Origin of the sequence: Pelagimonas phthalicica (assembly GCF_004364805.1) — a bacterium.
Lineage (GTDB): Bacteria > Pseudomonadota > Alphaproteobacteria > Rhodobacterales > Rhodobacteraceae > Pelagimonas > Pelagimonas phthalicica.
In genome coordinates, this window is record NZ_SOAP01000003.1 from 213578 (window position 1) to 224731 (window position 11154).

10 protein-coding genes and 1 pseudogene are annotated in these 11154 nt (G+C 59.9%); 2 read left to right on the plus strand and 9 right to left on the minus strand.

Translation table 11 applies throughout. The annotated features are described in order from the left end of the window. Positions 1 to 29: 29 nt before the first annotated feature. On the minus strand, positions 30 to 2435 hold the full coding sequence (locus CLV87_RS19180) for a ligase-associated DNA damage response DEXH box helicase (protein ID WP_099248761.1): 2406 nt from the start codon (positions 2433 to 2435) through the stop codon (positions 30 to 32). Between the two features lie 170 nt (positions 2436 to 2605). Here CLV87_RS19180 and CLV87_RS19185 point away from each other — a divergent pair, with 170 nt between their 5' ends. Together CLV87_RS19185 and CLV87_RS19190 are read left to right on the plus strand one after the other, a co-directional pair. Further along, complete coding sequence (locus CLV87_RS19185; protein ID WP_099248762.1) at positions 2606 to 3688, plus strand: CaiB/BaiF CoA transferase family protein; 1083 nt, start codon at positions 2606 to 2608, stop codon at positions 3686 to 3688. After that, positions 3685 to 4353, plus strand: a complete 669-nt coding sequence (locus CLV87_RS19190; protein ID WP_099248764.1) for a nitroreductase — start codon at positions 3685 to 3687, stop codon at positions 4351 to 4353. The genes CLV87_RS19185 and CLV87_RS19190 overlap by 4 nt, the downstream gene beginning before the upstream one ends. A gap of 10 nt (positions 4354 to 4363) precedes the next feature. Here the strand turns inward: CLV87_RS19190 and CLV87_RS19195 are convergent, their stop codons facing one another. The 8 genes and pseudogenes from CLV87_RS19195 to CLV87_RS19225 form a co-directional block, all read right to left on the minus strand. Then, complete coding sequence (locus tag CLV87_RS19195) at positions 4364 to 5296, minus strand: aldo/keto reductase (RefSeq protein WP_099249352.1); 933 nt, start codon at positions 5294 to 5296, stop codon at positions 4364 to 4366. 331 nt (positions 5297 to 5627) lie between these two features. Continuing rightward, positions 5628 to 6530, minus strand: coding sequence for a glutaminase (locus tag CLV87_RS19200; RefSeq protein ID WP_099248766.1), 903 nt, complete (start codon positions 6528 to 6530; stop codon positions 5628 to 5630). 31 nt (positions 6531 to 6561) lie between these two features. Continuing rightward, entirely contained in the window at positions 6562 to 7311 is a 750-nt protein-coding gene (locus CLV87_RS19205; RefSeq protein WP_099248768.1) for a sulfite exporter TauE/SafE family protein, read from the minus strand. A 277-nt stretch (positions 7312 to 7588) separates the two neighbouring features. Further along, complete coding sequence (locus tag CLV87_RS19210; RefSeq protein ID WP_099248770.1) at positions 7589 to 8233, minus strand: DUF6680 family protein; 645 nt, start codon at positions 8231 to 8233, stop codon at positions 7589 to 7591. 19 nt (positions 8234 to 8252) lie between these two features. Next, positions 8253 to 8606: a 4-fold beta flower protein gene (locus CLV87_RS24390; RefSeq protein ID WP_370739652.1), complete on the minus strand. Its 354-nt coding sequence runs from the start codon at positions 8604 to 8606 to the stop codon at positions 8253 to 8255. Positions 8607 to 8716: 110 nt separating this feature from the next. Further along, a pseudogene (locus CLV87_RS24300) lies at positions 8717 to 8824 on the minus strand (DUF6500 family protein); the annotation flags it as partial. Between the two features lie 460 nt (positions 8825 to 9284). Beyond that, the gene (locus CLV87_RS19220; RefSeq protein ID WP_099248771.1) at positions 9285 to 10361 is read right to left on the minus strand and encodes a BMP family ABC transporter substrate-binding protein; all 1077 of its coding nucleotides are present in this window, start codon (positions 10359 to 10361) and stop codon (positions 9285 to 9287) included. A 1-nt stretch (position 10362) separates the two neighbouring features. After that, the gene (locus CLV87_RS19225) at positions 10363 to 11133 is read right to left on the minus strand and encodes an ion transporter (RefSeq protein ID WP_099249354.1); all 771 of its coding nucleotides are present in this window, start codon (positions 11131 to 11133) and stop codon (positions 10363 to 10365) included. Between the last annotated feature and the right edge of the window lie 21 nt (positions 11134 to 11154).

The following is an 11154-nucleotide window of genomic DNA, read 5'->3' on the forward strand; positions in this document are numbered from 1 at the left end:
ACGATAGCGGTGTCCATGGGGCGGGGGCGTTAGAGTGAAGACAGGCCGGAGCCATCCATCAGGCGCTGTAACTCTTCGGCCAGCAGCCGCTCTTCGGCCTCGCCTTTGACCGGGACCTTGCCAACCTCCAGGAACAAAGGGGCCGCCAGAGGGGTGACGCGGTCCAACTCCAGATGGTCAATGCACCCCTGCACCCGTTCGCACATGTCGCGGATGCGGGCGAAATCGACCAAGCCGCGCATGGCCTCTTGTGCCGTGATCCGCATGAGCAGATGTTCCGGGTCATATTTCAGCAGCGTGTCATAAAGGATGTCCGAGGACATGGTCGCCTGCCGCCCGGTCTTGCGCTGACCGCCGATCTGACGCTCGATCAGACCAGCAATGGTGGCGGCGCTGCGAAAGGTGCGCTTCATCACTGCATTGCCAGCGAGCCAGCCCTCAAGCCCGGCTTCAAGCTTGTCCAGGTCAAAGAGGGGGCGCGGATCGGTGACCGCGTCCAGCCCCCAGATCAGCGTCGCGTAGTCTGTGGCGACAAATCCTAGCGGTGCAAGGCCTTGTTCCTCCATGCGTTTTGTCAGCAACAAGCCCAGCGTTTGCTGGGCATTGCGACCGGCGAAACCATAGACAACCATTTGCTGACGGCCATCATTTGGAAAGGTCTCGATCAGCAATCTGCCGGGTTCGGGCAGGCGTGACACCTCGGTCTGCAGGCGCAGCCAATCGGCGGTGTGATCGGGCAGCGCGCTGAAATCCCCAGCCTTGAAATAGCGCAAAACCCGCTGGCTGAGCTGGGTCGAGGTGGAAAACTTGGTGCCAGAGAACACCGCCACTTTGGGTTTGCGCCCGGGATCGCGGCTCACCTCGACCACCAATTCGCGCAGGCCCTCATAACGCACGATCTGCCCGCCGATCAGAAACGTGTCGCCCTTGGTCAGGCTGGCGGCAAAGCTTTCCTCAATCTCGCCCAGGGCCGCGCCACGTCCGCGCCATTTCACCTTGAGCAGGTCGCTGTCCTGAATGGTGCCGATATTCTGCCGAATCCGCGCCGCAGCGCGCGGATCGCGCAGTTGCCATTGCCCGTCTGGCCGCTGTTGCAGCCGCTGCCATTGATCATAGGCGCGCAGGGCATAGCCGCCGGTGGCGCAGAACTCTAGACAGGCGTCAAAGGCGTCGCGGCTGAGATCGGCAAACGGGCCCGCGCTGCGCATTTCGGTATAGAGATCATCAGCTTGGAACGGGCCAGAGGCCGCCGCGATCAGGATATGCTGACAGAGCACGTCCAGTGGCCCGGCACCGCGCGGATCCCCATCCAGATCATGGGCGCGCACCGCTTCGAGCGCGGCGAGGCATTCGACAACCTCAAACCGGTTGGCCGGAACCAGCAAGGCCTTGGAGGGGGCATTATAGCGGTGATTGGCCCGCCCGATCCGCTGCACCAGACGTTTGACATTTTTGGGCGCGCCAATCTGGATCACCAGATCGACATCGCCCCAGTCAATGCCGAGATCAAGGCTTCCGGTGCAGACAATCGCGCGCAGATCGCCGCGCACCATGGCGGCTTCGACCTTTTCGCGTTGCGCCCGGTCGAGCGAGCCATGGTGAATGCCAATCGGCAACCCGTCCTCATTGGCGAGCCAAAGGTTGCGGAAAAAGATCTCGGCCTGGGCGCGGGTATTGTGAAAGATCAGCGTGGTTTTGTGGCGTTTGACCTGCTCCAGAACGGCGGGAATGGCATAGGCCGCGCCGCCGCCGGACCAGGGCGGGGCTTCGTCTGTTTCCAGCATCTGAATATCGGGATCGGGGCCGGGATCGGCATGGATGATCTCGCACGGGTCGGGGTGGCGAGCGAGGAATTGCGCGATGGATTCGGGGTCTTCGACCGTGGCCGACAACCCGACGCGGCGCAGATTGGGACATAGGCTTTGCAACCGCGCCAGGGCCAGAATCAGCTGATCGCCGCGTTTGCTTTCGGCCAGCGCGTGAATTTCATCCACCACGACCCGCTGCAGCCCGCGAAAGGTGCGCGCGGCGTCCTCGTAGCTGGTAAGCAGCGCCAGAGATTCCGGGGTGGTCAGCAGGATATGGGGCGGGTCGGCGCGCTGGCGTTTCTTGCGGCTTGCGGATGTGTCGCCGGTGCGATCCTCGACCCGGATGTTCAAGCCCGCCTCGTCAATTGGAGTTTGCAAATTGCGTTTGATATCCGCTGCCAAAGCCTTGAGCGGGCTGACATAAAGCGTGTGCAACCCCGGTTCTGGATCCTCTGCCAACTCGCTCAGCGTGGGCAGAAAACCGGCCAGTGTCTTGCCCCCGCCAGTGGGCGCAACCAGCATCAGCGCGGGGGCCTGACTGCGATCCAGCATCTGTTTCTGATGCGGGTGCATCTGCCAGCCGCGGGATGTGAACCAGGCCGAGAGGGAGGGTGGGAGCGTCGTCATAAGGCCAAGCTAGCGCGACGGGAACAAAAGCGAAACTATGAGTTGAGGCTGGAATAGGGGCGCTGCCCCGCCCCGAGCAAGCTCGGGACTCCCCGGGAAATTTTTTGGCCCAAAGAAACCTGGGTTTTCAATCGCCTCGATCTGGGCTTTGCTGCGACAGAGGAGGAGCGATGTTAGAGGGTATCAGAATAGTCGAATTCGAAGCGCTGGGGCCGGCACCCTTTGCGGGCATGATGCTGGCGGATCTTGGGGCGGATGTGGTGGTGATCCATCGCAAGCAGGCCGCTGACGTTCCGGGTAAGGGCGAGGGCAATCTGTTGGATCGTGGCAAACGCTCGATAGCGTTGGACCTGAAAGATCCCGCTGACCTGCGCATTGCACAGGCCTTGGCGGCGACGGCGGATGGCGTGATTGAGGGGATGCGGCCCGGTGTGATGGAACGGCTGGGGCTGGGGCCGCCGGAGCTGCGCGGGCAAAATCCAAAGCTGGTTTATGGGCGTATGACGGGCTGGGGGCAGGAGGGGCCAAAGGCGCGGGAGGCGGGGCATGACCTGAATTACCTCAGTCTTTCCGGGACGTTATTCTATGGTGGCTTGCCCGGGGAGGTGCCGGGCGTGCCACCGACCTTGCTGGGCGATATAGGCGGCGGCGCGCTTTATCTAGTGGCTGGGATGCTGGCGGGATTGCTGAACTCGGGCCGAACAGGGCAAGGCTGCGTGGTGGACGCGGCGATTGTGGATGGCACCAGCCATATGATGGCTTTGCTTTTGTCGATGGGCGCGCAGTTTTCTCTGGAGGCGCGGGGGGCGTCGCTGTTGGATGGGCCGCATTGGTCACGGTGTTACGTTTGTTCTTGTGGTGGTTACGTCTCGGTTCAGTGTTTGGAACCGAAGTTTTACGCCTTGTTTTTGAATCGGCTTGGATTGGCGCAGGATGTTGAATTTGCGGAACAATTTGACGCGGACCGCTGGCCACAACTTACGGCGCGGCTGGCCGGGATTTTTGCGCGCAAGAGCCGGGCAGAATGGGCGGCGCTGTTTGAGGGAACGGATGCCTGTGTCGCCCCGGTTTTGTCGCCCGCAGAGGCGCGGCGCGACCCGCATATTCGGGCGCGGGGGATCTGGCCTGGGCATGGTCCGGCCCCGGCCCCACGCTTTGATGGGCAGGTTGTGGAAGTGGCCGAAACCGGGCCGCAACGTGGGGCGCAGAGCGATGAAATACTCAATGAACTCAAAGAAAAGGGGCTGATATGAGCCAGGCGGAGATGTTGGGGGCGTTGCTGAGATCGCGAGCCTCTTGCCGGGGGTATTTGCCGGAACCGGTGGGGCGGGATGTGATTGCACAGGTTTTGCGCGATGCTCAGCAAGTGCCGAGCTGGTGCAATTCGCAGCCTTGGCATGTGGTGGCGTGTGAAGCGGAGGAAACCGCGCGGCTGGCGGAGGCGCTATATGAGCATGTGGGGCGGGCGGGGCATGCATCGGACATTGCCTTTCCCACAGCTTATGAGGGAGCGTATCAGGCGCGGCGGCGCGAATGTGGCTGGCAGTTATACGAGGCGGTTGGGGTTGAGAAAGGCGATCGCGTTGGATCAGCGCGACAAATGCGCGAAAACTTTCGTCTGTTTGGCGCGCCGAATTTCCTATTGATTACAACGCATAAGGCGCTTGGCCCTTATGGGGTTCTGGATTGCGGAGCGTTTGTCACGGCGGTCTTGCTAGGGCTGGAGGCGCGCGGATTGGGCGGGATTGCTATGGCCTCGGTGGCTGGGTTTTCACCCTTTATGCGGGACTGGTTTGATGTCCCGGAAGAGCGCGATGTGCTGTGCGGGATTGCCTTGGGTCATCCTGATCCGGATCACCCTGCCAACCAGTTTCGCACCACACGCGCGCCCGAGGCCGAGGTGGTGGAGTGGCGCTAAGATGTTGAAATCACGCCTCTTCCAGCCGATCTGTGGCAGGTGGGGGCGTGGCGCTGAGGGAGGAGAGCCGGGCATAGAGCGCCTCATCCATGGGGAAGCGGATTCCGTCCAGTGAAGGGCGCAGTTGCGCCACCGAGCGGGCGGACAGAATTGGCACTGGTTTTGCCCGGTGATAGGCGACCCAAGCCACGGCCAAAGTGGCCGGGTCTGCGCCAATTTCCTGTGCAAGGTCAACAAGTTGAACGGCGGCCTCATGCATCGCGGGCTGCCCGTATCGCGCGCCATAGCGGCTGTCTTCGCTCAGCCGTCCACTGCCGCCCGTGGCATATTTTCCGGTCAGCAAACCGCCGCCGAGGGGGGAGTAGGGGACGGGTAAAATGCCTTCGCTGGCGCACATGGGCAGGATTTCGACCTCGGCCTGACGTTTGACGAGGTTATACATCGGTTGGATCACATCGATGCGTGTTCCGAGCTTGGCGGCGATGGATTGGGCCTTCATCACTTGCCAGGCGGCAAAGTTGGAAACACCGATAAATCTAATTTTATCAGCGCGTTGCAGTTCGGCGAGAGTTTCAAAGGTCTCTTCCAGCGGGGTGTTTGGATCGAACCTGTGCAGATAGAACAGGTCGACCTGATCCATGTTCAAACGCTGGCGGCTTTCGTCAAAGCTTTGCAGGATATTGCCGCGGCTAGAACCGCCGATATACCCGGCCTTTGTGGCGACAAAAAGCTCGTCGCGATCTGCGGCAACACATTGACCCAAAAGGGTTTCTGAGGCTCCGTCCGTATAGGCATGCGCGGTGTCGAAATGCCGGATGCCGGCCTCGCGGCAGGCGTCGAACAGGGCGCGGCTGGCGGTGGCATCGGCCTTGCTGCCAAATTGCATGGCACCAAAGGCAAAGCGGGTCAGGCCGGCACCGGAAATCGTGGTCAAATGTGTCATGGGCGCAAGGTTGCACAGGTCGCGCAGAAGGGGAAGCGCTTGTGTCGATGGGCGAAAATAAAGCCAGCGGTCGGTGGGGGTAACGGGGCGTTCGGGCTTGGCGCAACGGGGCAATCTGTACAAAAGACCGGGCGTTTAGGGGGGATTGCCCCGGCCAAAATCGGCCTTGTCGCCGGGGCGATCCCGCGAGGCCAGAGGCAATTTGTCCGATTCTGGTTGAGTTTTGGGGGGATTGGGTCGGCCGACACATTTCGGCCCGCTCAGAACGGAGTTTTTTGGTTAATTTCCGCTAATTTTGGTTAATCCCCGCCCGGTGCGGGGCCGACCCACGTCAGAAAACCGACCAATTCACCGCCTTGGTCAGCATCGACGCGGCCCGGGTCCCGGCATGGGAATTGCCATAGCCATTCAGACCCGGCGACCAGATCCCGATTGAGGCGACATTTGGCGCGATGATCAAAATCCCGCCGCCAACGCCGCTTTTGCCGGGCAGACCGACCTGAAAGGCAAAATCGCCTGAGCCGTCATAATGCCCGCAGGTCATCATCAGCGCATTGACCCGCCGCGCATGTTGCTGCGAGATCACCCGCGGCGCATGTTTCAGCCCGGCCAGACTGCGCCCGGCCATGGCCAGCTGGGTGGTGGTCATTTCGATGGCGCATTGGTGGAAATAGGTGCCCAGCGTCAGATCGGGCGCGTTTTGCAGATTGCCGTGGGATTTCAGGTAATGGGCGATGGCGGCATTGCGCGAACCGGTGGCCTGCTCGGAGGCAGCCACCGCATCATTGATATAGATCTCGTCAGATGAGGCCATTTGCCGGATGAGGCCGAGCACTTCGGCCAGCGCGAGTTTCGGTACTCGCCCGGACAAGAGCGCATCGGTGGTCACAATCGCCCCGGCATTCACAAACGGGTTGCGCGGACGCCCCTGTTCACGTTCGAGCAGGATCACCGAGTCAAAGGAAGTGCCGGAGGGTTCGCGGCCCACCCGGCTCCAGAGTTGGTCGCCCACACGCCCGAGGGTCGCGACAAGGGTAAAGACCTTGGAGACGCTTTGGATCGAGAACGGCTTGTCTGCCGCGCCTGCGCTAAAGGTCTGCCCATCGGCAAGGCAAACGCTGATGGCGAATTGCCGGGGATCGACCGAGGTCAGTTCGGGGATGTATTGCGCCACCTGGCCCCAATCATCCTGGCGATAGATCTCGGTGGTGATGGTGTTGAGAATGTCTTGCACGGGTGATTCCTGAGCCTTGGGTCACACGGCACTAACTAAGGAAGAAGATCAGCGTTGTCACCGCACCAACTGCGGTGACGAACCAGCGCAACAGGGCCTGGTTCTTGATGCGGCGGCTTTGACTGGCCCCGACATAACCGCCAATGGTGATGGCCACGGCGATGACCAGCGCGGGTTTCCAGACGATCAGCCCGGCCGAGACAAAGGCGATAGAGGAGACCACGGAAATGATCGACGAGATCATGTTTTTCAGCCCGTTCATCGTGTGCAGGTTCTGATAGCCCAGCAGGCTGAAAGCGGCGAGCAGCATGATGCCAAGCCCGCCATTGAAATAGCCGCCATAGATCGCCACAAGCGCGACAGTAAAGACCGAGGCAGGCAGGCCCGCCTGCCCAAGCCCCCGGCTTTGCGCCAGTTTCAACAGCAGCGGTCCACCGCCAAACAGCACGGTGGCAAGCAGCAGCAGCCAGGGCACCACGCCGGTGAACACATCCGAGGGCGTGACGATCAGCAGGATCGCCCCGGCCACACCGCCCAGCGTGGCGGTGGCGATGATGCCGGGCAGGCGCAGGGAGCCTTCGCTGCGCAGATCATGGCGAAAGGCCCAGGCCGCCGAGGCATAGCCGGGCATGGCCGCAAGGGTCGAGGTCGCATTGGCGGCCACAGGGGGTAGACCGACCCAGACCAAAGCCGGAAAGGTCAAAAACGTGCCGCCCCCGGCGACAGCATTCAAAATGCCCGCGACAAAGCCAGCCACGGCCAAAACCACCATGTCAATCATGTGGCGCGTCTCCCCTCGCAATCCGGTCAGGTATGGGGGCGGGGGAGATGTTTGGCAAGCGGGGCTGTGGTGCTTTGTGGGGAGATTCCGTTGCAGAGGCTGGGAGGTTTTAGGACCGGCGAGCGTGCGGCAACGCTGGCTTTAAGCATTAAGGGCGTTTTGCAAAGTCGTTGTTTTTAGCTAGATCGGTCGAACAAGGACGGCCCTTTGCGGCCAATGACTTGCATCAAATAATGCAACGTTCATTCTCTGCAATAAGAACATGTCAGCTTCTCTTCTAACCAAGTTCCTTATTGCCTTCAGTCTTGTTACGGGACGGGTCCAACGGCCTCGACCGTTGCATCGTCTCAGTCCGTCCTTGTTGTAACGCGGCCTTCAGCTCAACATTTCCGGGCGCGGCGTTGGGGAACTCCTTGACTGCCAGCGGCAGGGCGAAATCGCCTTTGAACAGATCGACAAGTCCTTTGCGGATGATTGTTTGTTCGGTCTCAAGGTCGCCATGCGCTTTGGGTGAGTATATGTCGCGGCCAAGCTGGGCACGACTAAACGTGTAACCAAGGAACTGCGAAATGAGGTGAAGTAGGTCGAGGAACAGGTCATGCCGTTTTTGTGCCCACGCCTCATTCGCTGGATACCGCTCGTCGTGGTGATCGAGGTAGAGCTTCCAAGCCTCGTTGATTTTCTTGAGCTTGTCGCATGATCCGTAGAATTCGACAGGCACAGCATTCAGCGCTTCGACGTGTTGCGGCGATAACATTGCGGCCCGTGTAGCCATAAGGATGCGGAAGATGGCGAGCCGCCTCTCCTTTATGTCCCGCCTGCGCTCAAGAAACTTCTGCGCTTGAACGGCCAGCACCGGCCCGAGAAGGGCAGCGATCACGATAGCTACGTCAGTAAGCCTTATTGTGTAATCCAAGATCATCAACGGTATTCGGTGCCCCTCATTGCCTGAAATAAAGACTATTCGCGCAGTCAGACCAGCTCATGCCTCGCATTGGCTTCATGTGAGGGACCTGTCGAACCGACTTAACAGGGCGAACGCTGCGCACTGACTTAACAGGCTTCACCGATCGCACAGGGCGTATCGGGCCTCCCGAAGCGTCGGTAGAGAACAAAGCTGGCCGGTTGGACCTGTCATAAAGCCAGCCGTTATGAATCCAGCCAAGCAAGCGGCCTGAGAAAGAATAGACCTTGTCGCTTGCGAAGTAGCCCACTGGTTCACCACTCCAAAGGTAGAGGTTATTACCGTCTGGCGAGTAACAGGTGGCCTGTCCATTGTTGTCGAAGAACTCCATGAGTTGTCCCTGAATTTGTCTCTTCGTCTATATATAGATAAAGTTCGTGCTTTGTTCAACCTGTTGACCCAACTTAGGAGTGTGTGCTGCAGCGGCAAACTCCACCCAACCTAATCCCCCCGCCGGATCATGTCGCGGATTTTGATGGCTTTTTCGAAGTGGTCGAGTTGGTGGGTTTTGATCCACCATTGGGCCATTTCCATCAGCAGGTCGGGGGCGTCGTTTTTGTTGGCTCTTGACCCTAGTCATATGGAACCGAAAAACGCTACTTAGAAAAATAGCAACCACACAGGTTCGCGCCCGGCACCGAGGGTAGGCGCATCGATACTTGGCAACCGCTTGGTGGCATCAAATAGCTGTGCATCTTGTTGAAACGTTGAGACGAATTCGCGCCCGCCCTGGGGGGCGGAGTCGGGCGCGAACCGGATCGCAGGCGATCCGGGGGTATTTTCTCTATGACAAGAATTTCGGTTCCGGGTGGCTAGAAGGACAGGCCAACGGTTTCGCCTTTCTTGGCGATTTTCTCTTCGCAGATGGTGATGGCTTTTTGGCGCAGGCTGTCTCGCATGGTGTTCCCCCGGTTTTACAGCCTTGGAACATATGGGGAACATTTGCGGTGTGCAAGCATGAAAAAGGGCCACCCCGAAGGATGGCCCAATCTAAGCGATAACAGATAGCTTAGTTGGGAATTTCGTCGGTGATGCCTTCGACATAGAAGCTCATCCCGGCCAGGGTGCCGAGATCGGCCACTTCGCCCTCAGCCAGCCAGGCAGAGCCGTCTTGCTTGTTCAGCGGGCCAGTGAAGGGGCTGTATTCGCCGGTGCGGATGGCTTCGACCATGGCCAGAGCCGACTCTTTCACCTCGGCAGGAACCGCATCGGTGATCTCGCCGATTTCAACCATGCCGGTGTCGATGCCGTCCCAGGTGTCAACGGATTCCCAGCTGCCATCCAGAACCGCCTGAACGCGGGCGATGTAGTAAGGGGCCCAGTTGTCGATGATCGAAGACACGCGCGGATGCGGCGCGTAATCGGCCATATCCGAGGCCTGACCAAAGGTGATCACATTGCCCGCCTCTTTGGCCGCGGCCTGAGGCGCGGTGGAGTCGGTGTGCTGCAGGATCACGTCAGCGCCGTTCTCGATCAGAGCGCGGGCGGCGTCGGCCTCTTTGGCGGGGTCAAACCATGTATAGGCCCAGACCACGGAGAATTCGACATCCGGGTTGACCTTTTTGGCGTGGATATAGGCGGAGTTGATACCGCGAATAACCTCGGGGATCGGGAAGGAGGCGATATAGCCGATCTTGTTGGTCTTGGTCATGTGACCGGCGATGTGGCCCTGAACCGCGCGGCCTTCGTAGAAGCGCGCGGAGTAGGTGGAGACGTTGTCAGAACGCTTGTAGCCGGTGGCGTGCTCGAATTTCACATTCGGGAACTTTTCGGCCACGGCCAGGGTTGGGTCCATATAGCCAAAGGAGGTGGTAAAGATGATGTCGGCCCCGGCAATGGCCATCTGGGTGATCGCACGCTCGGCATCCGCACTTTCAGGGACGTTTTCCTGGAAGATGGTTTTCACCTTGCCGTCAAAATGCGCTTCCATCTTCCGGCGCGACTGGTCGTGCTCATAGGTCCAGCCGCCGTCGCCCGGCGTGCCGATATAGATAAAGCCGGCGGTGACCTCGGCCTCGGCCCAGGCGGAGGCCCCGGTCAAGGTGGCGGCAGCGGCCACAGCGGCAAGCAATGTTCTGCGTTTCATGTCAGTTTTCCCCATTGGTGGTTTCAGGTTTGTCCCGGTTGATGAGATCGTTTTCCAGATCGTCAGGGTCTTCTTCTGGCGCATTCAGCAGGCCCGAGGTGATCAGGCCCGCAGGGATCGCCACAATCCCCAATCCGATTAAAAGAGTTATCGCAGTAAAGATGCGCCCGCCAGTGGTAACTGGATAAACATCGCCGTAACCCACTGTTGTTAATGTCGCAATCGCCCACCAGGCGCTTTGCGGGATTGATCCGAATATCTCGGGCTGGGCGTCTTTTTCAAAGTGGTAGATGCCGACAGCGGCCAGGAAAAGCGTGATCGCGGCCAGCACGCCGAACAGGATCATTTCCTCGCGGTTGGAGGATAGGGCATGTTCCAGCCGCAAAATGGCGCGGCGCATGCGCAGCAGTTTCAGCAGGCGGAAAATGCGCATGAGACGCAGGGTGCGCAGCACTTCGCTGTTTGGGAACAAAAACAGCAGCGCGGGCAGGATCGAAAGCAGGTCGATCAGGCCCCAGAAGCTGAAGATGTATCCCAGGCGGCTTTCGGCGCTCCAGAGGCGGAGCAGGAATTCGGCGCAGAAGATCGCCAGCAGGATGACCTCGAGCCCGGTCAGGATCTGTACGGTGAGTGAATCCTTGCCCGGCATGCTCTGCAGCGTGATGGTAAAGGCCGAGAGGACAATGGCGACATGCAGACAGGCCAAAGGCAGTTTGCCATAGCGCGGGTCGAACCCTTCCAGCGCCAGGGCAACACGTTGCTTTTTGTCCATCTCTATCGCCATCCTGTATCC

Excerpts from the sequence above, each read along its gene's own strand:
- CLV87_RS19180 (WP_099248761.1), bottom strand. The coding sequence starts at position 2,435 with ATGACGACGCTCCCACCCTCCCTCTCGGCCTGGTTCACATCCCGCGGC.
- CLV87_RS19185 (WP_099248762.1), top strand. The coding sequence starts at position 2,606 with ATGTTAGAGGGTATCAGAATAGTCGAATTCGAAGCGCTGGGGCCGGCA.
- CLV87_RS19190 (WP_099248764.1), top strand. The coding sequence starts at position 3,685 with ATGAGCCAGGCGGAGATGTTGGGGGCGTTGCTGAGATCGCGAGCCTCT.
- CLV87_RS19195 (WP_099249352.1), bottom strand. The coding sequence starts at position 5,296 with ATGACACATTTGACCACGATTTCCGGTGCCGGCCTGACCCGCTTTGCC.
- CLV87_RS19205 (WP_099248768.1), bottom strand. The coding sequence starts at position 7,311 with ATGATTGACATGGTGGTTTTGGCCGTGGCTGGCTTTGTCGCGGGCATT.
- CLV87_RS19210 (WP_099248770.1), bottom strand. The coding sequence starts at position 8,233 with ATGATCTTGGATTACACAATAAGGCTTACTGACGTAGCTATCGTGATC.
- CLV87_RS24390 (WP_370739652.1), bottom strand. The coding sequence starts at position 8,606 with ATGGAGTTCTTCGACAACAATGGACAGGCCACCTGTTACTCGCCAGAC.
- CLV87_RS19220 (WP_099248771.1), bottom strand. The coding sequence starts at position 10,361 with ATGAAACGCAGAACATTGCTTGCCGCTGTGGCCGCTGCCGCCACCTTG.
- CLV87_RS19225 (WP_099249354.1), bottom strand. The coding sequence starts at position 11,133 with ATGGACAAAAAGCAACGTGTTGCCCTGGCGCTGGAAGGGTTCGACCCG.